Origin of the sequence: Sporosarcina sp. Marseille-Q4063, from assembly GCF_018309085.1 — a bacterium.
Classification (GTDB): domain Bacteria; phylum Bacillota; class Bacilli; order Bacillales_A; family Planococcaceae; genus Sporosarcina.
In genome coordinates, this window is sequence record NZ_CP070502.1 from 949,652 (window position 1) to 970,210 (window position 20,559).

General features: G+C 38.8%; 31 protein-coding genes. 5 read left to right on the forward strand and 26 right to left on the reverse strand.

Annotation, left to right across the window (positions count from 1 at the left end):
• Positions 1 to 55: 55 nt before the first annotated feature.
• From JSQ81_RS04820 to JSQ81_RS04830, 3 genes are all read right to left on the reverse strand, one after another.
• Positions 56 to 469, reverse strand: coding sequence for a GyrI-like domain-containing protein (locus JSQ81_RS04820; RefSeq protein ID WP_212606587.1), 414 nt, complete (start codon positions 467 to 469; stop codon positions 56 to 58).
• A 218-nt stretch (positions 470 to 687) separates the two neighbouring features.
• Positions 688 to 1,272: a hypothetical protein gene (locus JSQ81_RS04825; RefSeq protein ID WP_212606588.1), complete on the reverse strand. Its 585-nt coding sequence runs from the start codon at positions 1,270 to 1,272 to the stop codon at positions 688 to 690.
• Positions 1,273 to 1,314: 42 nt separating this feature from the next.
• Positions 1,315 to 1,971: a hypothetical protein gene (locus tag JSQ81_RS04830; protein WP_212606589.1), complete on the reverse strand. Its 657-nt coding sequence runs from the start codon at positions 1,969 to 1,971 to the stop codon at positions 1,315 to 1,317.
• A 166-nt stretch (positions 1,972 to 2,137) separates the two neighbouring features.
• Between JSQ81_RS04830 and JSQ81_RS04835 the strand changes: the two genes are divergently transcribed.
• Positions 2,138 to 2,578, forward strand: a complete 441-nt coding sequence (locus JSQ81_RS04835; RefSeq protein WP_212606590.1) for an SRPBCC family protein — start codon at positions 2,138 to 2,140, stop codon at positions 2,576 to 2,578.
• A gap of 71 nt (positions 2,579 to 2,649) precedes the next feature.
• Here JSQ81_RS04835 and JSQ81_RS04840 read toward each other — a convergent pair whose 3' ends face one another.
• The 4 genes from JSQ81_RS04840 to JSQ81_RS04855 form a co-directional block, all read right to left on the reverse strand.
• Positions 2,650 to 2,970: a hypothetical protein gene (locus tag JSQ81_RS04840; RefSeq protein ID WP_212606591.1), complete on the reverse strand. Its 321-nt coding sequence runs from the start codon at positions 2,968 to 2,970 to the stop codon at positions 2,650 to 2,652.
• Positions 2,971 to 3,068: 98 nt separating this feature from the next.
• Entirely contained in the window at positions 3,069 to 3,473 is a 405-nt protein-coding gene (locus JSQ81_RS04845) for a hypothetical protein (protein ID WP_212606592.1), read from the reverse strand.
• A gap of 4 nt (positions 3,474 to 3,477) precedes the next feature.
• Positions 3,478 to 3,573 carry a topoisomerase DNA-binding C4 zinc finger domain-containing protein gene (locus tag JSQ81_RS20185; RefSeq protein WP_212606593.1) on the reverse strand — a complete coding sequence of 32 codons (96 nt, stop codon included), beginning with the start codon at positions 3,571 to 3,573 and terminating at the stop codon, positions 3,478 to 3,480.
• Positions 3,574 to 3,579: 6 nt separating this feature from the next.
• Positions 3,580 to 4,449 carry a hypothetical protein gene (locus JSQ81_RS04855; protein ID WP_212606594.1) on the reverse strand — a complete coding sequence of 290 codons (870 nt, stop codon included), beginning with the start codon at positions 4,447 to 4,449 and terminating at the stop codon, positions 3,580 to 3,582.
• Positions 4,450 to 4,637: 188 nt separating this feature from the next.
• Here JSQ81_RS04855 and JSQ81_RS04860 point away from each other — a divergent pair, with 188 nt between their 5' ends.
• A complete protein-coding gene (locus JSQ81_RS04860) occupies positions 4,638 to 4,904 on the forward strand; it encodes a DUF4190 domain-containing protein (RefSeq protein ID WP_212606595.1) in 267 nt (88 codons plus the stop codon).
• A 49-nt stretch (positions 4,905 to 4,953) separates the two neighbouring features.
• Here the strand turns inward: JSQ81_RS04860 and JSQ81_RS04865 are convergent, their stop codons facing one another.
• Together JSQ81_RS04865 and JSQ81_RS04870 are read right to left on the reverse strand one after the other, a co-directional pair.
• Positions 4,954 to 5,865, reverse strand: coding sequence for a YsnF/AvaK domain-containing protein (locus JSQ81_RS04865; protein WP_212606596.1), 912 nt, complete (start codon positions 5,863 to 5,865; stop codon positions 4,954 to 4,956).
• Positions 5,866 to 5,985: 120 nt separating this feature from the next.
• Positions 5,986 to 7,458 carry a protein adenylyltransferase SelO gene (locus JSQ81_RS04870; protein ID WP_212606597.1) on the reverse strand — a complete coding sequence of 491 codons (1,473 nt, stop codon included), beginning with the start codon at positions 7,456 to 7,458 and terminating at the stop codon, positions 5,986 to 5,988.
• A 151-nt stretch (positions 7,459 to 7,609) separates the two neighbouring features.
• On the opposite strand from JSQ81_RS04870, the gene JSQ81_RS04875 reads away from it, so the two are divergent.
• Positions 7,610 to 7,882 carry an alpha/beta-type small acid-soluble spore protein gene (locus JSQ81_RS04875; RefSeq protein WP_212606598.1) on the forward strand — a complete coding sequence of 91 codons (273 nt, stop codon included), beginning with the start codon at positions 7,610 to 7,612 and terminating at the stop codon, positions 7,880 to 7,882.
• Between the two features lie 65 nt (positions 7,883 to 7,947).
• Here JSQ81_RS04875 and JSQ81_RS04880 read toward each other — a convergent pair whose 3' ends face one another.
• A complete protein-coding gene (locus JSQ81_RS04880) occupies positions 7,948 to 8,199 on the reverse strand; it encodes a hypothetical protein (RefSeq protein ID WP_212606599.1) in 252 nt (83 codons plus the stop codon).
• Between the two features lie 79 nt (positions 8,200 to 8,278).
• Positions 8,279 to 8,995 carry a VCBS repeat-containing protein gene (locus JSQ81_RS04885; protein WP_249336635.1) on the reverse strand — a complete coding sequence of 239 codons (717 nt, stop codon included), beginning with the start codon at positions 8,993 to 8,995 and terminating at the stop codon, positions 8,279 to 8,281.
• Between the two features lie 130 nt (positions 8,996 to 9,125).
• On the opposite strand from JSQ81_RS04885, the gene JSQ81_RS04890 reads away from it, so the two are divergent.
• Positions 9,126 to 9,605, forward strand: a complete 480-nt coding sequence (locus JSQ81_RS04890) for a methylated-DNA--[protein]-cysteine S-methyltransferase (protein ID WP_212607550.1) — start codon at positions 9,126 to 9,128, stop codon at positions 9,603 to 9,605.
• Positions 9,606 to 9,702: 97 nt separating this feature from the next.
• Here JSQ81_RS04890 and JSQ81_RS04895 read toward each other — a convergent pair whose 3' ends face one another.
• From JSQ81_RS04895 to JSQ81_RS04915, 5 genes are all read right to left on the reverse strand, one after another.
• The gene (locus JSQ81_RS04895; protein WP_212606601.1) at positions 9,703 to 10,203 is read right to left on the reverse strand and encodes a GNAT family N-acetyltransferase; all 501 of its coding nucleotides are present in this window, start codon (positions 10,201 to 10,203) and stop codon (positions 9,703 to 9,705) included.
• A gap of 176 nt (positions 10,204 to 10,379) precedes the next feature.
• Positions 10,380 to 11,162, reverse strand: a complete 783-nt coding sequence (locus tag JSQ81_RS04900) for a YqhG family protein (RefSeq protein ID WP_212606602.1) — start codon at positions 11,160 to 11,162, stop codon at positions 10,380 to 10,382.
• A 147-nt stretch (positions 11,163 to 11,309) separates the two neighbouring features.
• A complete protein-coding gene (locus tag JSQ81_RS04905; protein WP_212607551.1) occupies positions 11,310 to 12,803 on the reverse strand; it encodes a DEAD/DEAH box helicase in 1,494 nt (497 codons plus the stop codon).
• Between the two features lie 170 nt (positions 12,804 to 12,973).
• Positions 12,974 to 13,387 (reverse strand): universal stress protein, encoded by a 414-nt coding sequence (locus JSQ81_RS04910; protein WP_212606603.1) that lies wholly within the window; start codon positions 13,385 to 13,387, stop codon positions 12,974 to 12,976.
• A 12-nt stretch (positions 13,388 to 13,399) separates the two neighbouring features.
• Positions 13,400 to 14,809 carry a SulP family inorganic anion transporter gene (locus JSQ81_RS04915; RefSeq protein ID WP_212606604.1) on the reverse strand — a complete coding sequence of 470 codons (1,410 nt, stop codon included), beginning with the start codon at positions 14,807 to 14,809 and terminating at the stop codon, positions 13,400 to 13,402.
• A gap of 117 nt (positions 14,810 to 14,926) precedes the next feature.
• Between JSQ81_RS04915 and JSQ81_RS04920 the strand changes: the two genes are divergently transcribed.
• Entirely contained in the window at positions 14,927 to 15,490 is a 564-nt protein-coding gene (locus JSQ81_RS04920; RefSeq protein ID WP_212606605.1) for a recombinase family protein, read from the forward strand.
• A gap of 64 nt (positions 15,491 to 15,554) precedes the next feature.
• Here JSQ81_RS04920 and JSQ81_RS04925 read toward each other — a convergent pair whose 3' ends face one another.
• The 10 genes from JSQ81_RS04925 to JSQ81_RS04970 all read right to left on the reverse strand — a co-directional run bounded on the left by JSQ81_RS04925 (position 15,555) and on the right by JSQ81_RS04970 (position 20,555).
• Entirely contained in the window at positions 15,555 to 15,893 is a 339-nt protein-coding gene (locus tag JSQ81_RS04925; RefSeq protein ID WP_212606606.1) for a PepSY domain-containing protein, read from the reverse strand.
• 39 nt (positions 15,894 to 15,932) lie between these two features.
• Positions 15,933 to 16,151 carry an SEC-C metal-binding domain-containing protein gene (locus tag JSQ81_RS04930; protein ID WP_249336636.1) on the reverse strand — a complete coding sequence of 73 codons (219 nt, stop codon included), beginning with the start codon at positions 16,149 to 16,151 and terminating at the stop codon, positions 15,933 to 15,935.
• A gap of 19 nt (positions 16,152 to 16,170) precedes the next feature.
• Positions 16,171 to 16,347, reverse strand: a complete 177-nt coding sequence (locus JSQ81_RS04935; protein WP_212606608.1) for an IS1096 element passenger TnpR family protein — start codon at positions 16,345 to 16,347, stop codon at positions 16,171 to 16,173.
• Between the two features lie 117 nt (positions 16,348 to 16,464).
• The gene (locus JSQ81_RS04940) at positions 16,465 to 17,244 is read right to left on the reverse strand and encodes a sulfite exporter TauE/SafE family protein (RefSeq protein ID WP_212606609.1); all 780 of its coding nucleotides are present in this window, start codon (positions 17,242 to 17,244) and stop codon (positions 16,465 to 16,467) included.
• Between the two features lie 58 nt (positions 17,245 to 17,302).
• The gene (locus JSQ81_RS04945; protein ID WP_212606610.1) at positions 17,303 to 17,530 is read right to left on the reverse strand and encodes a sulfurtransferase TusA family protein; all 228 of its coding nucleotides are present in this window, start codon (positions 17,528 to 17,530) and stop codon (positions 17,303 to 17,305) included.
• A 27-nt stretch (positions 17,531 to 17,557) separates the two neighbouring features.
• Complete coding sequence (locus JSQ81_RS04950) at positions 17,558 to 18,685, reverse strand: MBL fold metallo-hydrolase (protein ID WP_212606611.1); 1,128 nt, start codon at positions 18,683 to 18,685, stop codon at positions 17,558 to 17,560.
• Between the two features lie 37 nt (positions 18,686 to 18,722).
• A complete protein-coding gene (locus tag JSQ81_RS04955; protein WP_212606612.1) occupies positions 18,723 to 19,295 on the reverse strand; it encodes a sulfurtransferase TusA family protein in 573 nt (190 codons plus the stop codon).
• Positions 19,296 to 19,350: 55 nt separating this feature from the next.
• Positions 19,351 to 19,647 (reverse strand): rhodanese-like domain-containing protein, encoded by a 297-nt coding sequence (locus JSQ81_RS04960; RefSeq protein WP_212606613.1) that lies wholly within the window; start codon positions 19,645 to 19,647, stop codon positions 19,351 to 19,353.
• A 16-nt stretch (positions 19,648 to 19,663) separates the two neighbouring features.
• Positions 19,664 to 20,032, reverse strand: a complete 369-nt coding sequence (locus JSQ81_RS04965; protein ID WP_212606614.1) for a rhodanese-like domain-containing protein — start codon at positions 20,030 to 20,032, stop codon at positions 19,664 to 19,666.
• Between the two features lie 43 nt (positions 20,033 to 20,075).
• A complete protein-coding gene (locus tag JSQ81_RS04970; RefSeq protein ID WP_212606615.1) occupies positions 20,076 to 20,555 on the reverse strand; it encodes a DsrE/DsrF/DrsH-like family protein in 480 nt (159 codons plus the stop codon).
• Positions 20,556 to 20,559 lie beyond the last annotated feature (4 nt).

Genomic DNA, 20,559 nt, shown 5'->3' on the forward strand with positions numbered 1-20,559 from the left:
AAAAAGAGACTTTAGCAAATGCCAAAATCTCTACCTTTTATTTCGATTTTATCAATCATTCAATCGGGAGCCAAACTTCGATAATCAGTTCGTTTTCGGGATGAGTGTATCGTTCAATGGCATAACCATCGCGCATACGGTAATTTATTAGCTCCAATAGTTTGTTAAATATTGTTGGAATTGCAGGGATTCCGCCTTCTACTGGGGCAACTATATATTTTCCAGCAGAAATGATTACCTCTTCTGTACCAGTCAACTTTTCTGCGTGATGAGATTTTATTCCCGCGATATAGTGGATTATTCCCCCTTCCATGGATAAGCACACGCCGAATGATTCATCTGCGACAATGCCCTTTTCTGCAATCTTTGAGTTCAAAAAATTCCATTTACCTGGAATTTTTTCGAGTGGTCCTTGTAGACCGTATCCTGTTACAGCAAATTCTTTTACCTCAATGATTCGAGTTTCCATAACAATCTTCTCCTACATAAATTTTGATGTATCAATGGTCTGAACGCTTAATTCCCGTCTTACTTTCATTTATAATAGCATATTTTCAGACAATTTAGTTGGGAGGATATAAATTAAGAATAAAGATGCAAAGAAGTCCACCATAACAAAATTTTGGCGGACTTCATGATTTCTTGAATCTATATTAAACAAGCATAATAATTTCCAGCTTACTGTTATCATTCCTCTAAAGCATCAGGATAAATAACACTGTCAAAAACTTCGCCAGTTGCATGATCTTTGTAATCGACTTCAACCTTTACCTTATTTGGCTCTGCACCATCAAATACTTGATAGTACATACCAGACATAGCCAAGCCCAATGCAGCAAAACCATCAAAACTATTCTCAAAAGCTTCTTTATCGACTATGAGTGTAAATTTCGAAAACGATTTATTGTACTTTACATCTTGAATGGATTGAAAATCTTCATCGATTTTCAATTCATCAGCATAACTTATCAAATTGTCAGCCATATCAGCCATCATTTCTTTATGCTTCGACTTCGGCATCTTGTAAGTTAATGAGCCATCGCTGTTTTTTGTGACATCAGTTACCCCTTCATTTTTTGCGTTTTCAATTGCTTTATCAATATCCTCACCTTCAAAAAACGATGCAGGTAATGTGACTTCGACATTTACAATTCCTTTATCGACCGCAACTTTTTCGCCAGACTCATCCTTCGAGTCTTTTTCACTATCCGACGAACAAGCAACTAAGAATACCAACATTAGCGCAGATACTAAAATACCAAACTTCTTCATTAAAAAACCTCCTGAATTTTTGAATCATTCTTCCACATAATTTTATTTCACCAAGAAGAATACAGGCGACCCTTCACTTGAATCGTACGAAACTTTGAAATCATCATCGATTTTAACCTGGTTATAAATATAGCCTTCACCTGTTCCGCCACTAAAAAGTTCCTTATCTAGTTCATTTGGTATCACAGCTGAATTTAATTCATACACTTCACCTTCATCTGAAACAAAATTGAAATTAAACGAGGAGAAAAATAAACTATCATCGTCCGTTTCTGAATCCTTTAGGAACCCTTTAACTTTTACGAGCGCATATTCATAACCTTCTTCAGCTGACTCATTATATGGATTTTCTTTTTCAATAATGGACCAAGCATCGTCCCCACGGATAACTTCTAATAAAGTTAGTTCAAGTGATGAAGGATACGAATTAAAGCTGTCATCGTAAATATTTTCTTTTACAGTAATCGTATCTCCGAATGGCAATGGATTTGACCGTGTACCAACGGATTTCACTTTTTCCTCTTCCTGTTCCGTTTCCTCGACACCATTTTCGTCTTCCCCTGCATCTTCTTCGCTTACTGAATCTACACCCTTATCTGAAGCTGACGATACTTCGCGATTATTCTTTTCATCAATGTCGCCACACCCTCCCAACATCAATAAAGTTACAACACCTAAAATATACAAAATCTGTTTCAATTAAAACCCCTCCATAACTTTTCTTTATACCTTCTGCTTTATTGTAAACAAAGATTAAAAGAGACCTTCGTGTATATCCATAAAGGTCATCATTTATTTTTAATCCAGTCAATTATTTATCTCATGGTATACTAAAGTAAACATTCTGAAAGAGAGTTGATCAAGCATGAATACACAAATTACGACAAAAATGAAAATCTTAAAGCCGGCAAATGAAATATTCGAAGCGATTGTAGACCCTGAAAAAATGGCTAATTATTGGTTTTCATCGGGAACAGGAAGAGTAGAACAAGGAAAAACGATTACTTGGAGATATGATGAATACAATGCAGAAGGTATAATTTATGTATCAGAAGTCGTTGAAAATGAAAAAATCGTTTTCTCGTGGGGTGGAGAAGGTCAAGAAACCGTAGTAATAATTACTTTAGAAAAGTTGGATAAATCAACAACGATAATCAAGGTAATTGAATCTGGGTTACAAGAAAATGACCCAGACATCGTAAACAAAATGCTTGGTCAAAAAGAAGGATGGGTTTACATGTTGACTTGTTTGAAGGGGTATTTGGAAAATGGCGTAAACAATTTGAGGGCTTCGCTGGTTCATTAAGCAATGAATACAAAAAACACGTTTCAGACATTGAACGTGTTTTTTAATGTCCTGATTCAGTTAATGGTCATTTAACTACAACCGCAATGACCAAATGGGCCAATCGGAATCGCACATGAATTACATATTAACATTCTTTTCTTTTTCTTATCCGCCAGTCGCTGTTCATTTTCTTTCTTCTCTCGAAGATTTGCAGAAGCTATAAATCTGTCGGCTTTATCCTTAGTAAAGAAAAAACTTACACCGTAAATCACCCGTATTGGCTCTGCATGATTATCCAACCTGATATTTAGCTGACTTTTACTTACATACTTAACTACGGTACCCATACGAACTTCTTTATTCTTCACTACAAATACCTGATCCCCAATCCCAACGTCGTTTCCCCTCATATACCTCCCCTTTCGAAAGCTTTTACTGTTATTTCCGTGTAAAGTAATTCTTCCATACTATGATTTGTATGAAATTAAAATGCCACACACCTTTGAATTCACCGCGTGTGATTTATCGCTTTGCAAATTTCTACAAGCTTATCAACGTCTTCTTTACTTCCTATTTTAACGTCGGGTGGCTCTTTATAATTTCCCGTCTCAAAACCTAATTTTTGAAGTTCCATCTTCGTTATTTTGTTGTTGAAAATGACAACATGTATATAGTCTTTATTTCTTCTGGGGGCTGCTGATAATAGTCGTTTTTTGGGTTTATTAGAATAATAGTAAATAAGTACACCATATCCTCTTTTCGGTGATGGAGCTTCGCCGATAAGTTCTGCTAGGTTGTTTTCCAATAATCTTCTCTCCAAATACGCCATTAGTATTTCAGAGTTTTTAGCCGCTTGGTAGATCTTTTTGGTTTCGGACGAATTCCAGGTCACATTGTATAATATAATTCTCACCTCCTCACTCCTGCGTACAACAGGTCGAAATTTTCTGGATATCCCTACATCTAGGATAGCTACTACACCCATAAAAGCTTCCGTACTTTCCATTTTTCACCCCATCTCAACCCAACCGATACTGATCCAATGCAATCTGTGCTGCTACAGCGGACATGTCCTTATTATTCACCTTGAAATCAGTCCCTGCATGAATTACTAGTTCTAATCTTTTGCTTCTGGTGCTTTTACGAATATCACCTATTCCAGTGAATTGAACTATATCTTGATCTAAAACTTGATTAATAGCCCAAAATTTATTCAAGTAGCTACTATTAAACGGGTCTGCAGTAAAAGACTCTTCAAAGACGACTGTTATCACTTGGTCATTATTTTTCACTACAATCTCCGCAACATTTCCAGCTTCAATACTGGATGCTATATTCCCCATGACCAATCGAATTTGACCTATATCCGATTCAAATATTTCATCGACGTACCTTTTGGATAAGTTTCTTCTGCGAAAGATCAAATTATCCTCATAAAGCTTACTGTCGAATAAAACCAATTGTTCACCTTTTACTTGTTCTTTGCGCGTAGTGATAGACTGCGCCTTAGGCCTATGTCTATTTCTTGAAATTCGTATCGCTTCTCGTTCTTCTTCAGATAAATTCATTTGTGTATACGCATCATGTAAAGCTTTTTGGCGTCTGTTATAAGAGATTTCGGTACTTACTATGTCCGTGACATTTCTACCCAAATTAACAGGAATTCTATCAAAATGGTACGGACATTTTTTTGAGTGTTGATCATATTTCCATGTTCTGAAGTGTGGGTATCTCCCGCCACTAAAACTGACTCTTGCTGTACAATTTTCTGTCGGACAAAATAATTTCCGTTTTAACTTTTGTGTATAGACATGAGTTGTCATTTCACCAAGATGAATTTTCTTTTCATTACCATCGTTGTTCCTATAGAAAGCACTCATTATCCTCATGGAACACTGCCCCTTTCTTCAATCAAAAATGTTGATAAGAAAGCCATATTGACCAGTTCACGGAATTGTCTTTATAATCTCATTTTACCACAACATGGAAGTACTTTGGTATATAATTGAGATGAAAACTTTATAGTAGTAGGCAGGTATCTCGGAAAGGATTGGAGATAGAAAGGGACGGAATTTGAATGGTTGAAAAAACACAAACCAATAGTAATTCTGTAATTTCAATAACTCTTGGTATCTTGTCTATTTTAATTCCAATGATTGGTATAATTCTGGGGGTTATCTGGTTTGTTTTTGCAAGAATAGCGTTAAAAGAGATTCGCAATACAAATGATAATGGCAGGGGATTAGCGACGGCGGGATTAATTTGCAGTGTGGTTGGCGTCGTTCCTCAACTATTCCGGGTGTTAGGTTTTGCTTTATTTTTTTGTTTCATTTTGATTCTTTAAAATCAAAAAGGAACACCCGAAATTTCGGATGTTCCCTTTATAATACCTATCAGAGTCGGTCACGGTCTGTCAGGGGGTCGTACTGCGTACGCTCCTTTTCCAATGTGTCTTCTACATCTCTATCTATTGGATTCACAAAATCTTCATCGCTTCGATCAACATCCGCCTCTTCACGACGTACGGTTTCACTTACCATTTCAGTATCTTGAACCTCGCGTTTACTAACAACGATTTCCTCGTTCACTACCGGGCGTTTTGTTACTTCCACTTGTTCTTCCATGACTGGAATGTGAATGTTTTCACCATCGTCGAAAACTTCGCCTGCAGCTGTCTCGTCGTACACCGCATTTCTTTCAATATCTACTTCCTCACGTGACACGGGCACTTCCACTGACTGCACTTCTTCGACGACATGTTTGCCGACATTCACCTCTCCCGTTTGCACACGTTCTTTATCTACATTCAATCTTTCTTCATGCAATCGAAGGCTTCCTTCGTGCTCGGCATCGATATTCGGGCTAGCATGATTTACAGATGCGGTTGCGCCTAAATCTTCTGTTGTCAGGTTCGATCCCAGATTCGGATCGGAATAGTTATTCATAAACTCCGATTGTCTATCGTAGGTCGTTCTGCCGTACTCATGGTCAACATACAACAGGATTCTTCCATTCTTCACCTCACCGTAATAACGGTCGGATTCTTCTTCCGTGAGTCCCATATCGTTGAATGCTGCCCTCACCGGTTCATCGCCGCTAATGAAGGCTATAAATTTATCTAACCAATTACCGTCTGGTGACTCAAAGTCGACATCTGTTTGTCCGCGAACAATTGAAAGTGATTCTTCATCATTTGTGACAACGTAAATATCTTCTTCTGAATAACCTTCAACTTTCAACTCATCAATTTTATTTAAAACCTCGTATTCTGTTTGGAATGTACCTACAAATCTTTTATCTGCCATGTTGATATTTCCTCCTAGAATTTTAGTAGTTTTGTTGCTTAGAAGTAAAATACCCGAGTTGCAAAAATCAAAACACAAAGGGACCCCCAACAATTGGAAGGTCCCCTTCTATTACCGAAATCACGTTCCACAAAAAGTTTGATATAGACCGGCTGATTCAGGTAGCGTTGTATATTTTTCTTGTTCAGAAGTATGCGCACAAGGTTTCGAAAGTACATTTAAAAGTTGTTGCATCACACTATAATCGCCTTGTTCAACCGCAGCTTCCAATGCTTCTTCGACCCGATGGTTTCTTGGAATGACTGCTGGATTGTTGTCCTTCATTAATTGATGAGAAGATTCTTTCGATTCCTGCTGCCTTTCTAATCTGGCCTGCCACAATCCATGCCATTCAGTAAATTCCGGCGTGCCAAACATTTTATTTTCATTCAATTTATTAAAAGTTAATGCACGGAACGTATTGGTGTAATCCGATTGATGTTTTTTCATTAGCGTAAGCAAATCTGCAATCAGCGTTGCATCATCTTTCTCTTCATTAATTAAACCCAGTTTAGCCCTCATACCTGAAAGCCAATTCGACTGATATCGATCAGGAAATTCTGAAATTGCATCTTGCGCTAATTTGATAGCCTCAGACTCATCTTTATGTAAAAGCGGGATGAGCGTTTCAGCTAAACGGGCGAGATTCCATCCGGCAATTGATGGTTGATTCCCAAAAGCGTAACGACCTTGAATGTCGATTGAACTGAAGACGGTCGCTGGGTCGTACGTGTCCATGAAAGCGCAAGGACCGTAATCGATTGTTTCTCCGCAAATGGTCATATTGTCAGTATTCATGACCCCGTGAATGAACCCAACCAGTTGCCACTTGGCGATTAACGCGGCCTGTCGAATAATTACCGCTTGAAGAAATGAAAGATAACGATTCTCGTCGGATTCAATTTCTGGGTAATGGCGCTTTATCGCATAGTCGGCCAATTGCTGGAGATCATCGAACGTCCCCCATTGTGCAGCGTACTGAAATGTACCAACACGCAAATGGCTCTTTGCAACGCGCGTCAATATAGCGCCGGCCAACATTGTTTCACGATATATGGTTTCACCGGTTGTAACTACGGCTAGACTGCGGGTCGTCGGAATACCAAGTGCATGCATGGCTTCACTGATAATATACTCACGTAGCATCGGACCAATTCCCGCTCGTCCATCGCCTCCGCGGGAATACTGCGTTCGCCCAGATCCTTTAAGTTGAATATCAAATCGCTCGCCTGACGGAGTGATTTGTTCCCCAATAAGCATTGCGCGGCCGTCCCCCAACATCGTAAAATTTCCAAATTGATGTCCCGCGTATGCTTGTGCAAGCGGTGATGCACCTTCTGGGACAGTGTTACCGGCAAATATCGCAATTCCTTCTTCACTTTTTAACGCATTAGCACTTAATCCAAGCTTTGATGCCAAGGATTCATTGAAGATAATTAACTCCGGTGCCTCTACTGGATTTGGATCCATTTTAGTAAAAAAGATTTCAGGCAGATGGACATAACTGTTGTCTAAGTTCCATCCTGCTTCTTCTATTTCTATTTTATTTGTCATGTTCATCTCCTAGAATTATTTATTTTCAGCCTATAATAAGTCTCTACTTTTCAGAATTGATTATACGCACATCCCATTTCGATATCGAATCATCTGCGTTTGGAGTAAATGAAACATTTCAGGAAATACTACGAAAAAAGGAGGAGAAAAAATGGCGAAAAACAATAAAATATTAGTTCCCGAAGCGCGGAAAGCGTTGGATAAACTGAAAGCGGATGTCATGCGCCAACATGGATACAATGTAAATACGAACAATCCTGACGATGTGAAATTCGAAATTGCAGACGAACTTGGTATTCCTTTAACAAAAGGATACAACGGAAAGATTACCGCTGAAAATGCAGGTAAAATCGGAGGGCCTATCGGTGGAAATATGGTAAAAGAGATGGTTCGGATGGCGCAGGAACAAATGTTGAAGAAGTGAATGTCAGCGCGATGATGAAAGAGCTGCCAGGTTATTGCCCCCTGGCACTCCTTTGATAATTTTGGTCAGTCTTTTTTCAATTTTTCCGGGGAAAAGTCTTGGTGATCAAATTCTTCTGCCGCTTCCGCTAACCGCATTTGGACATCACGGTAATTTTCATTGCCATCTTTGTGATTTTGGGCTAAATTTTGTTCTGCAATTTGTTGCTGATTTAGCCGTGGATCCCGTCGTTGGATAAAACTATTCGAGTGTTCCTGCCGATTCACATTTAACCGTACGCCCCTATCATGATGCGATTTATTATCTTTTTTCGCCAAATGAATTCACTCCTTTTGCTGTTATTATTTTTAGTATTCGCTTATATGAGGACAGTATACGCCACTTAAAGTTCAGGATTTAAGAAGAGATTAGCTTTTCACCTGCGATTAAAAGAGACAACCACTTTGACACAAACTGATCGCCATTCCATGTCATGAGGTTTTCTACATATCCCAATGTATCAACATTAACCGTCCCGATAATCCGCTGGAATGCAAGGACGTCATAATTGTAACTTTTATTATTTGTAATGATTGGATTTAAGGCGCTTATGGCCAAGGCCCCACCAATAACTGGTTCTTTCAATATACCTTCTTGATTGTAAAACTGTGATAAATAATCGGCTCCCTTGTTGCTAATGTCTATCGTGAATACTACATTAAGCTGCCGACTCTCAACGCGAACCTTATAGAAATCTTCATAATGTACTTCAAATAAATATGTTGCATTGTATTGATCGACGTCTAACAGTTCTTGTAAAACATTATTTCTGAACGAATAGATATAAAAGATCCCGTTTCCGCCACTTCCACCCGTATCAGCGCTGATCATAATATCGACTATATTATCTTGGTTGAAATCTCCAAGAAATAACCGCGCATTATAGCCTGCATTGTTTATTAGTGAAATTTCCGTTATTTTATTCGACCGCCCATCCCGAATAACAAGTGTGATATTTTCGGCTAGGTTACCCAGTTGCTCATCGACATGCCCATATAAGTAGACATTATCTAAAATACCATCGCCATTGACATCTGCTATTTTCCAGTCCAACAATGTACGATTGCCGTTCACATGACTCCCCCTGTCTATACAATCGTCTTTCATTATAATATATGCCAATCAACTTTCATGTCTTCATCCTGTTATAATAGATAAAAAGCGATAAATGGGGTGCGGATAATTGGGCAATGAAATCAGATGGATGCGGCTGAAGCATGGGCAGTGGGATTTTTATTTGGCAGCGATAGATCAGGGACTTTGCTATGTAGGAACGCAAAACGAAGACTTTGAAGATCTTGAGAAGTGGGCTAAAAAGCGATTACCCGGGTATGTTTTGATTGAAAAGGAAGATGTACTGAAATGCTATGCAAAGGAATTGATGGAGTTTTTGGACGGGCAGCGTAAAGAATTTACATCAGTGACCGCCTTGCACGGGACGCCATTTCAACAATCCGTTTGGCAAGCATTGCTAGAAATCCCCTTTGGAGAAACGGTAACGTATTCAACTATTGCGGAACGCATCGGAAATCCTAAGGCTGTACGCGCAGTTGGAACAGCAATTGGCGCTAATCCTATGCTGATCATTGTTCCGTGTCATCGGGTAATTGGAAAAAACGGCGCACTAACCGGCTTTCGCGGCGGACTGGATATGAAAGCACAGTTGTTGGAGTTGGAGAGTTAATGTCTCACAGCAACTAGTTTGAATGAGATAAGTCAATAAAATACCAGGTTTTTACGCAATTTTATATCACGTAAAATCCTGGTTTGAACTCTTTCGGTTACCTCTCCATCCAAAACCGTCTAATCACAGTTCCATCTTCCTCAATAAAGCTTTTATCTTCAACGCCGCCGTTTTTCAAGATTGTTTTTGCAGATCCAATATTGTCAGCATTACAAGTTACTAGCACCCGCTGGATTCCCAATTCATCACATTTTTTCAATGCCTTTGCAAGAATCAATGTCGCATATCCTTTTCTTCTTTCAACCGGTCTCACGCCATACCCAATATGTCCACCGATATTACGTAAATAGTCCGTCAATTCATGCCGAATGTCGACCATTGCAATTATGCGATCACTTTCATCGGCGAGGAAATAGTTCGTGCACGGCACCCATTTTCCATCACCGCGTTCCCGATTTTTCAGCGCTTCTAAATAGGCTTCATAATTCTCGTAACCATTTAAATTAAAACTGCTTGGCGTCATTCGGGATTCATCCCATTCTTTCATGTAATCCTCATGCTCATTTTTCCATTCGATGGACGGTCTCACTAGTCGCATACTTATTCCCCCACTGCTTATGATGTATATGAAATCACAAAACACCAAAAGCTTTTTATTTAATCCCATTCAAGTTATAAAAATAAAAAGAAATAACCACCCGCCGCTAACAACCACGTAAGCAGGGTGGTATTTCATTTAGACACTCTTCTTATAAAGGTAACTGATTAGTCGCATCATTTCAAATAAAATAATCCACCATTAATAATTTCAATTTTAATCCGCGCCTCGTATTGTTGATCCATTGCTTCTTTTTCGACTTCATAACTTTCCGGCCTGTCTTCTACGCCTTCATAGAAATACTCCAATACTTTTCGATCTTTTTGCCATCTTATTTTTGCCTGTTCCGCCCATGTGTGATCGTCTTGATGTATTTTATTTTCGATAACCGCATCCAAACGTTCAAGTGCGCGAGTGGGATTTATTATATATGGCAGGTTGAATGTATTTTCCGGCATGTTTACATCAAATTCTACGTCATTGATCGAATCCTGAAACCCATCAATTAGATCGCCTGTCATTAAGTTAATCCCTAACGAATATAGAGTTTCTTTCGTTTGGTCGCTGTAATACGATATTTTATAATTAACGCCTAACCATGGCGTTAATATGGTTTGCGAATCAGTTTTACCGGATATCTTTTCATACATTAACACAAATGAACCTAGTTCTTTAATCGTTTGAAATAGCTGACTGAGCCGTGGAGAACCGAAATGCACAACTTCCCCTTTGACGTCTTCAACCAGCTTGTTTTTATCTGTAATTAATGTAATTTGCGCTGGGCACGGCACACCATTCGTGCTTTCCAAGTACTGCCAATAAAAAGGTCGATTCATAATTCTTTTATCCATTTCAATCGTTAATTGAACGGTAAGGTAATGTTCATTATCAGTTATCACTTGGCAATCATTTTCCTTAAAAAGTTCTCTTAAATAACCATGAATTTGTTGCGGGTACATTTAGACCCTCCTTTACTAACCGTTAACATGAGTTAAAGTGAAACTTCAATAAACGGGATGCTCTTTCCCATTTATTGTTAGTTGAACCAATCGGGTAGGGAGGAATGGCTTTTTATTCCTCCGCACCTACGTGCCGTTGATGGTTTTCTACGGCACGTTAACGCGGGACAGGATATCATCTAACTCGCCCACTACTTGTTCAAAAACTCCGATTTTAACATACAGCAAATCCAATATATGATCCTCAATCGTATTCTGAATGGCTAAATTGTAAATATGCACATCATTTTCTTGACCTAGCCTGTGAACACGACCGATACGTTGCTCTAACTTCATTGGGTTCCAAGGTAAATCGTAATTTATGACGTGATGGCAAAACTGAAGGTTAATCCCTTCACTACCTGACTCCGTCGCGATTAATACTTGCGCTTTTTGTTCAAAAAGTTGTTTCATCCACTCACGTTTACTTTTGCTGAATTTACCATTAAATGTGACACTTGTAATTCCTTTAGATTGTAAATACCACTGCAAATAGGTTTGACTTCCTCGATATTCGGTAAAGATAATAACCTTATCGCCATTTACCCGAGAAATTATTTCATAAGCTTTTTTCGCTTTCGAATTAATTTCCAGACTCATCAACTTTCCAATTATCACTTCTATATAAGAGATGTCTTCCGGTTTCGTGCATTTGTCAAGCATATTCGTTAAAGTTAAAGCTGTTGCTTCCTTACTGCTGCACATTTCCCTTTGCAGCGTAATCAGCGAAAAGGCATCCGAAAATACGGTCGAAACATTTTTAAGGTCCGAAATCAAGTCATATACTTCTTTTTCTTCTTTCGTAAAATCAATAGGGATTATTTCTACATTCCGATTTGTCCATTCAATTCCAGTATCTTCTCTTCGATTTCTGACCATAACTTGGTTAACCAGTTCTTTCAGATACTCGTCATGTTCCACGTTGTGTTTACTCGCAGAAAAAGCGGCTTGAAACGATTCGTAGTTCCCGAGGTGACCTGGTTTCAATAAGGATATGAGATAAAACAGCTCAAACACATTGTTTTGAATAGGTGTCGCCGTTAACAATAAACAAAACTTTTTCTTTAAATTTTGAACGAACTCGTAACTTTGAGTTTTATGGTTCTTTAATTTATGTGCTTCATCAATGATAATTAAATCAAAGTCTTGTTCGTAAATTTTTTCTCTATGCGGACTTCTTTTTGCCGTATCCAAACTCATGACGACGACCGAACAATAATTCAAGTCGTAATTTTTCTTATACTGCAAAGCCGGAATGTGAAATTTTTGATTTAGTTCATCAAGCCATTGATTGACAAGAGAAGCAGGAACCAAAATTAGCGCTTTTTTCACGAGCCCTCGGATTAGATATTCTTTCAAGATTAATCCGGCTTCAATGGTTTTACCTAGCCCCACTTCATCCGCAAGAATCGCTTTACCATTCATTCTTTCAATAACCGTTTCCGCCACTTCCAACTGATGGGCAAGCGGCGTCAGATTAGGTAAATATCTTGGAGATTGAAGACCTTGGAAATCTGTAATCAAGTTCGTTTTTGCAATTTCATAACTCATGTTATATAACTTCCAGCTATCCCATGGCGCGCGATTCTCCAGCCGTTCCATAAAGCCATCTTTCCACTCAGACGATCTTTCAATAATCAAAAATATCACCCCATTCAACGTTTAATTCCTTGTTAGATTGTCCAGAAATGAAATTCCTATGTTAAATTAATCAGATGTAAAATTTTAGGGATAAAAAAAGCGACTACATAATTTGTAGTCGCTTAGATTAATTATTTAACAATCGTGACGGGACAGTTCGCATGCTTCATCACTTTATGGCTCACGCTGCCAAGAACCATTTCTTGAAAAGCATTTAAACCGCGGCTACCGATAACGAGTTGATCAATCGAATGTTCTTTCACGTACTTAATGATTTCGTGACTCGGATTTCCTTTTATTATCGTAATTTTTATCGCGACACCGACTGATCGCGCAAGTTCTTGTACAGGATGTAATTTTTGTTCACGTTTTAATGTTAAGCTCTCTGGACTTTGCGCCAACAAACGTTCATCTTTCGCCTTGTTATGATCCGCTACATAAATAACTTCCAAATCCGTCTCAGGTAAATATTGAGCAAGCATCACCGCATGTTTGGCGGCTCGTAACGCGTTGTCTGACCCATCAACTGCTACAGCAATTTTCATTAAAAATCCCCCTTATGTAAATTGTCGGTACAATTGTTCACTTGAAGAATTTAATCCTTGAATCTGTACAGTTACACCTTTTTGTTCGAGCTTCTGTTTCACTTTCATAATAGCAGCGACAGCAGACTCATCCCAAAGCTGACTATTTTCAAAATTAATGACCACTTCACTATCCGTAACATTATCAAATGACTGAATAAATTTCGTCGTCGATGCAAAAAATAAAGGACCTTTTACTTTGTATTCTTCTTTATCATGCGTTACGGTCACACGCGAAATTTTAGCAACAAAGAAAAGCGCGCTTAATATAACCCCAGCGACTACGCCGATTGCTAGATTATGCGTATATAAAATAATCACAACAGTAAGGAGCATAACAAGCGACTCAGACCTTGGCGCTTGTTTCAAAAACTTAAACGAACCCCAATTAAAGGTTGTCGCACTTACCATAATCATGACACCGACAAGAACAGGCATCGGAATATCAGCGACAAGATCACCTAAAACGATGATTAAAAACATCAAAAATACACCAGAAGTTAATGTCGATAAACGCCCGCGTCCACCCGACTTAATATTGATCACCGATTGTCCGATCAACGCACAACCAGCCATACCGCCGAAAAAGCCATTGACAAAGTTGGCAATTCCCTGCCCGCGCGCTTCTGTATTTTTATTGCTCGGCGTATCTGTCATATCGTCCAACACTTGAGAAGTAAGAAGTGATTCCAATAACCCGACAACCGAAAGCGCTAATGCATACGGCAAAATAATCTTTAACGTTTCAAAATTAAGCGGTATGTCTGGCAAGAAGAAAATCGGTAACGTATTCGGCATCGTACCGAGGTCGCCAATCGTCTGCAATTTCACGCCACTTATAAGCGCAATGCTCGTCATGACCACTATGGCAATCAACGGTGCAGGAATATACGTGAAAAATCTCGGAATCGCGTACACTAAAATTAACGTAATGATTGCAAAAACATATGTCATGCTACCTGCCCCAAGTAAATACGGCATTTGAGTAATAAAAATCATAATTCCAAGTGCATTCACAAACCCCAACATGACGGAGTTTGGAATAAAGCGCATCAAATTCGCGACACCAAATAACCCCAGAATAAATTGAATAATTCCTGTCAAAATAGTTGCCGCAAGTACATATTGAAGGCCATGATTCGCCATCAAGCTGACAAGCACCAACGCCATCGCACCTGTTGCTGCTGAAATTAGCCCGGGCCGTCCGCCAACAAATGAAATAATCACCGCAATTGTAAATGAAGCATATAACGCGACACGTGGATCAACGCCCACAATGAACGCAAAAGCCAATGCTTCAGGAATGAGCGCAAGCCCGACAACGATACCTGCTAAAATATCAGCGCGCACATTTCCAAACCATTGTTGTTTTAAAGTATGCATGATGTTCCCCTTTCATAATCACTAAGCTTCAATAAAGCTTGTACCAATGGTAGAATGTTTATAGCATATCATTTTTATTCCCAAAAGTTAATAGTTTTGGGAAGTTAGGAGTAAAAAATGAAATACGGATACATCCGCCCAATTGTTAAGGATCAACAGTGCACTGATCAATTGAATAATATTTCCATCGAAAAATTATATAAAGAAACACATGGACTTGCGAAGAAAAGGAAAGAACTCGAAAACTTATTGATGATCTTACAAAAAGGAGACGATCTATTCGTCCAAAATATCGAAACCTTAGCCGATTCACTTCAACAGCTATTAGATATTTTACGACTGGCAGAACGCGATCAGATAATTATACATTTCATCGATGAACAAATAACCAATCAGACGATTCATGAAGCTTCGCTACTTCAAGGAGCCAAATTCTTTGCGAGGTTGCAATCGACTTTCTTAAGCCATTCTTCAACATTTACTTTGCAAGTTGCCAAACAACAGGGCAAATCGATTGGCCGCCCGCGAAAGTCAGATGAAAATTTAGAGCGCGCCTTCGCCATGTATGAAAGTAAAAATTATACGCTATATGACATAAAAGAAGCTACTGGAATTAGTAAATCGACTTTATATCGTTATTTAGATAGTCGTTCCACGTTTATGTCGGATGAGGAAAATTAAAAGAACGCCGAGTGGACGTTCATAGTTGAGTTTTACGTGAATTGAAAGTCAAATAATTGCAGTTTTAATTCAAAGGTCCATATATATCGATAATTTTTCCCGTATATGCATCTAGTACAAATGTTGGCGAAGTTCCATTATGTTCAAGTTGGACTTCCCATTGCTGTTTATTTGTTAATTCGTTCCAAAAACCTTGTTTTTGATTGAGATTCACACTAATAATTTCAGGAGTGATTTCATTTAAATCACTAAAGGATAATGACTTTTTCCATTCCACCGGAGGATTTTCAAAGTGTTTTTCTGCATTAATTACGGCTTCCTCAGTGCTAATAATAGGCGCTTGATATTGGAATAAAAAAGTCATTATCATTATTAAAGCCAAACCTACTAATACTCTATTCAAATAATGTCCTCCCCGTCACGCGCAAATAACAAAAACTCCCTATTTGCCACAACATTTCTTGTGTTTCTTCCCGCTTCCACATGGACACGGTTCATTTCGACTAACCTTCCCGCCTTCAATCACCTGAAACGGAATAGTCGGCAATGGCTGCAAGTGAGGTCTTGCCAATTGTCCTAGTTCACTTGGCGTATGGCCTCTATTTTCCCAAATGCGTGTTGTGTTGGAAATCATTAATAATACTTGCACATACTCATTCATTTGCTTCTCATCTTTGCACTCAATCATCGATTTCTACACTAAAGGAATGGTATGGCGATAGCTTACTTTGGAAATTTGTAACGGATTGAATTGTTTGGTGCAAACGGTGAAATGTCGCGTCTGCTGGTAAAATAACACGTCTCCAAATGGGCGGTGTAATGTCTTCAAATGATAGTTTAAGAATATATGCTTTCATAGTTCACCCTCGCCTTTTCTTATTATCATACGCCATTTTTAAGATTTCTTATACCCTAACGCATAATCTCAAGCGTGAAAAGACCTTTCGTAAATTAAGCTTCGAAAGGTCTCTCATCTACATTAAAATATCAAACCAAATTTTCACTGCCGTGGTTAAAATAAGCAAGGCTAAAAAGGCTTGAAGCACTTTTGTATTCACTCTTCTTCCAGTCTTCGCACCAAGTGGGGCCGCTAGTAAACTTGCAATTACCAGTATTAACGCAGGGTAGAAGTCAACTTGCCCCGTTGAAATTTTCCCTGCTGTAGCGCCAATTGATGAAATAAAAATAATGGCTAATGAAGAGGCAATCGTGACCCTTGTGGGGATTTTTAATACGACCAACATAATAGGTACGATTAAAAAGCCGCCGCCAGCACCGACAACTCCAGATCCTAAACCGACAATTAAAGCTAAAAACGCGGCAAGCCACTTATTGAACGTCACTTGATCCAAAGGGATATCGTCTATTCCTTTCTTCGGAATAAACATCATGGCCGCGGCTATTAAAGCCAAAACTCCATAAACAATATTAATACCTTCTTCAGGTATAGAATGCGACCCAAAACTTCCAATTATACTCCCTATTAACACGCCTGATCCCATGTATATGATCAGCTTTTTATTCAAAAAACCGCCTTTACGATAAGCTAATACACCACTGATGGTTGCAAATAATACCTGAACTGCACTAATTCCGGAGACATCATGTGCACTGAATGCTGCCAAACCAAATAGCGGTGGTATAAATAAAAGCAACGGGTAATTAATAATCGCCCCGCCGATTCCGACCATTCCGGACATGAAGGATCCAATAAATCCAATTAAAAAGATGATGATAATAAAAGTGAAATCCATTTTTAAAACCTCCTAAAAAAAGAAGGGAACCCTATCCAAAAAGGTTCCCCAAGCTATATTAGCCTTTCTTAATCCAAAATTTTAATACACCATTTTCCTCAGTAGTTTCCAATAACTCATGTCCACCGGATTTTGACCAAGCTGTTAAATCCGCTTTCGCGCCTTGATCTGTCGCGTGTACTTCTAATACTTCACCAGTTTCCAAGTTATCCATCGCTTTTTTTGTTCTAACTATCGGCATAGGACAAGCTAGTCCCTTTGCATCTAATAATTCATTTGCTTTCATATTGCATCTCTCCTATTTTTGATCATTTTATCGAATCGCACAGCGGTTTGGCCCAATCTCCATCTCGCGTTGCTTATCATCATCCGGCTTGATTTTCCCCATATTCGTTTCACGAATCTCTTCATAGGCATTTGGTTGTGGCGGTAAGTTGCCCGTTACCAGCTCTCTAAACTCCGCTTCATCCGTTATGTTCAATCCGTGATTTTCTGCGTATAAATTTGCCAATGGCTTGGCTACACTGCCATCTTCATTTAACTCCTCTATAATCATAAAGTGAGCAGGTAGTACGATTAAATCATCTGATAGTTCACGGTAACGGTCATATAATGTTTCTCTTAAATCGCCTACCCAATCCTCAGCCATGCCTGCAAGGTCCGGTCTCCCGATGGAATCGATGAATAGAATATCTCCTGTTAGTAAATATTTTTCATCGATAACAAACGAAGTTGAACCAATCGTGTGTCCCGGCGAGTAAAGTGCATGAATGTTTAACGCCGTATTACCAATCGTTATCGTTTTACCGCCCTCTAATGGCTGATAGTCAAATTGCACTTCAGTTGCATCTTTCGGAGGTAACCAATAAGTTGCATTGGTTTTTTCTGCGATTTCTCTACCTCCTGAAATATGGTCAGCGTGTAAATGTGTATCAAATACATGCGTGATTTTTGCCCCGATGCTTTTCGCATAATCGAGGTAAATGTCCGTCATACGTGCCGGATCAATAATGGCTGCTTCGCCATTAGACACGACCATGTAGGACAAACATCCTTTCCCAAGGCGTACAAATTGGTGAATTTCTCCGCCATTCGGTAAATCCCCGACTTTTACGTGCTCTAAGTGTTCGCTCCATGCCTTCATGCCGCCTTTCAAATAATAAACGGAAAGCCTTGCATCGGACAACATCTCGGCAACCATAATAGACGAGCCTTCTTTGGCACATACTACTAATATCTCTTTATTTTTAGGGATTGCGTCCATGATTGCCCCGACACCATCAAGCAAATCAAAGTAAGGTGTATTCAGGATTTCAATATTAGCCCCTTCTATTTTCCAATCATTAAAGGCACTTTCATTTCGAACATCCAAAATAAATAATTCTTCTTTATTGATTACTTTTTTAGCGACCTCTTTAGCGGTCATTGCTGTTACTGACATCATGCATACCTCCTATAATTTGTTCCGAGTTTTGATTTTAGTTTACTGTTTTATCTGTAGGGCCTTCCCACTCGCTCATACCCGGAATCACATTAAACACTTTTGTAAAACCTGCAACTGATAATTTTTGCGCTGCCAAATCACTTCGGTTGCCAGTGCGACAAACAACGTAAATTTCAGTTTCCTTATTTAATTGATCGACGTAGCCACCCAATTCACCGAGGGGAACCGATTTGGCATTTGGAATATGGTTAAACGCATATTCAGCTGATTCACGCACATCCAAGATTACTGTGTTGTGGTTCGCCTCTAATTTTTGTTGCAGTTCTTCATTTCGAATGACATTTTGGTGTTTTCTCTCATCATTTTCCTCTTCTTCGCTTGCTTTTCGAAGATAATGTTTTAACAAAGTACCTTCTTCTATTGTTCCGAGGTAGTGATGGCCCGTACCCTCCGCCCATGCTTTTAAATCAGCAGTTGATCCTTTATCCGTTGCTTGAACTTCCAATACTTCTCCGGATTCCAAATTTTTAATTGCCTTTTTGGTTTTAACGATCGGCATCGGACATGCCAATCCTTTTGCATCCATAATTGAGTTTGTTTGTATCATCGTTTATTCCTCCTTACTGATTTTACCCGCGGGGGTATATAAAAAGTTAAAAATTTTATTCTACTGTTCCTTTCCATTCGAGCATGCCGCCAGTCATATTAATCACGTTAAATCCATAATCCTCGAGAAACTTTGCTGCTCTAGCACTTCTTCCTCCCGAACGACAAACCAGTATATATTCTTTTGATTTATCCAAGTCCTGCATTTTAAATTCTACTAAACCCAAAGGTATATGAAGCGCACCTGGTATTTTACCCGCCTGGACTTCATCAACTTCACGCACGTCTATAAGATTTATCGGTGCTTTTTCATTCAATAAAACCTCTACCTCTTTTGTTGATATTTGTTTCATAATTAAATTTCCTCCCTTAGTGGCGCCAAGCGCTCATTCCGCCTTTTACATTGGTAATGTGTTTGAACCCCATCTTCTTCAATACCCTAGTTGCATTGACACTTCTCATACCGCTTTGGCAGATTACAAACACTTCCTTATCTACAGATAAGTCATTTGCTTTTATTTGAAGATTAGCTAAAGGAATATTTTTAAACTCCTTAATGTGATTCGCTTTAAATTCATTGGGCGTGCGGACGTCTATAAATTGCTTATCTTTATTTTTTATTTCGGATTTTAATTCCGTCGTGCTTATATTTCGAACCCCTTTAACCGGGGCTAATCGTTGATAGAAAAACCATATAACAACAACCAGTAATAGGATATTTACTAAAGTCCCCAACATGTTAGATCAAAACCTTTCTGTTTGTAAAATCGTTTTTCTTTGATTAAATAAATAAATTGACATGACCCTCTTGTGCGTCTGCCAGATAGGCAGCCACGCCAGCATATTCGATTCCGTCCAATAATTCTTCTTGTTGCAATCCTAGTAAATCCATTGTCATCGTACAAGCAATGAGTTTAACTTCTTGCTCCCCTGCCATCTCAATTAATTGAGGCAACGTCATCGCATTATGTTTTTTCATGACATGCTTGATCATTTTAGGACCCATTCCAGCAAAATTCATTTTGGATAATCCCATTTTATCAGCACCTCTCGGCATCATTTTGCCGAACATTCTCTCGAGAAAGCCCTTCTTTAATATCGATGGCTCATCTTTACGTAGTGCATTTAATCCCCAGAATGTATGGAATATAGTTACTTCATGATCATAAGCCGCAGCACCATTCGCAATTATATAAGCAGCCATTGCTTTATCATAGTCACCACTAAACAATATAATTGTGGTCTTTTTCTTTTCAGTCATTTTT

Coding starts and splice junctions, on each gene's coding strand:
- JSQ81_RS04820 (WP_212606587.1), bottom strand. CDS start 469: ATGGAAACTCGAATCATTGAGGTAAAAGAATTTGCTGTAACAGGATAC.
- JSQ81_RS04825 (WP_212606588.1), bottom strand. CDS start 1,272: ATGAAGAAGTTTGGTATTTTAGTATCTGCGCTAATGTTGGTATTCTTA.
- JSQ81_RS04835 (WP_212606590.1), top strand. CDS start 2,138: ATGAATACACAAATTACGACAAAAATGAAAATCTTAAAGCCGGCAAAT.
- JSQ81_RS04840 (WP_212606591.1), bottom strand. CDS start 2,970: ATGAGGGGAAACGACGTTGGGATTGGGGATCAGGTATTTGTAGTGAAG.
- JSQ81_RS04855 (WP_212606594.1), bottom strand. CDS start 4,449: ATGAGGATAATGAGTGCTTTCTATAGGAACAACGATGGTAATGAAAAG.
- JSQ81_RS04860 (WP_212606595.1), top strand. CDS start 4,638: ATGGTTGAAAAAACACAAACCAATAGTAATTCTGTAATTTCAATAACT.
- JSQ81_RS04865 (WP_212606596.1), bottom strand. CDS start 5,865: ATGGCAGATAAAAGATTTGTAGGTACATTCCAAACAGAATACGAGGTT.
- JSQ81_RS04870 (WP_212606597.1), bottom strand. CDS start 7,458: ATGACAAATAAAATAGAAATAGAAGAAGCAGGATGGAACTTAGACAAC.
- JSQ81_RS04875 (WP_212606598.1), top strand. CDS start 7,610: ATGGCGAAAAACAATAAAATATTAGTTCCCGAAGCGCGGAAAGCGTTG.
- JSQ81_RS04890 (WP_212607550.1), top strand. CDS start 9,126: ATGCGGCTGAAGCATGGGCAGTGGGATTTTTATTTGGCAGCGATAGAT.
- JSQ81_RS04895 (WP_212606601.1), bottom strand. CDS start 10,203: ATGCGACTAGTGAGACCGTCCATCGAATGGAAAAATGAGCATGAGGAT.
- JSQ81_RS04900 (WP_212606602.1), bottom strand. CDS start 11,162: ATGTACCCGCAACAAATTCATGGTTATTTAAGAGAACTTTTTAAGGAA.
- JSQ81_RS04905 (WP_212607551.1), bottom strand. CDS start 12,803: ATGGAACGGCTGGAGAATCGCGCGCCATGGGATAGCTGGAAGTTATAT.
- JSQ81_RS04910 (WP_212606603.1), bottom strand. CDS start 13,387: ATGAAAATTGCTGTAGCAGTTGATGGGTCAGACAACGCGTTACGAGCC.
- JSQ81_RS04915 (WP_212606604.1), bottom strand. CDS start 14,809: ATGCATACTTTAAAACAACAATGGTTTGGAAATGTGCGCGCTGATATT.
- JSQ81_RS04920 (WP_212606605.1), top strand. CDS start 14,927: ATGAAATACGGATACATCCGCCCAATTGTTAAGGATCAACAGTGCACT.
- JSQ81_RS04930 (WP_249336636.1), bottom strand. CDS start 16,151: ATGAATGAGTATGTGCAAGTATTATTAATGATTTCCAACACAACACGC.
- JSQ81_RS04935 (WP_212606608.1), bottom strand. CDS start 16,347: ATGAAAGCATATATTCTTAAACTATCATTTGAAGACATTACACCGCCC.
- JSQ81_RS04940 (WP_212606609.1), bottom strand. CDS start 17,244: ATGGATTTCACTTTTATTATCATCATCTTTTTAATTGGATTTATTGGA.
- JSQ81_RS04945 (WP_212606610.1), bottom strand. CDS start 17,530: ATGAAAGCAAATGAATTATTAGATGCAAAGGGACTAGCTTGTCCTATG.
- JSQ81_RS04950 (WP_212606611.1), bottom strand. CDS start 18,685: ATGTCAGTAACAGCAATGACCGCTAAAGAGGTCGCTAAAAAAGTAATC.
- JSQ81_RS04955 (WP_212606612.1), bottom strand. CDS start 19,295: ATGATACAAACAAACTCAATTATGGATGCAAAAGGATTGGCATGTCCG.
- JSQ81_RS04960 (WP_212606613.1), bottom strand. CDS start 19,647: ATGAAACAAATATCAACAAAAGAGGTAGAGGTTTTATTGAATGAAAAA.
- JSQ81_RS04965 (WP_212606614.1), bottom strand. CDS start 20,032: ATGTTGGGGACTTTAGTAAATATCCTATTACTGGTTGTTGTTATATGG.
- JSQ81_RS04970 (WP_212606615.1), bottom strand. CDS start 20,555: ATGACTGAAAAGAAAAAGACCACAATTATATTGTTTAGTGGTGACTAT.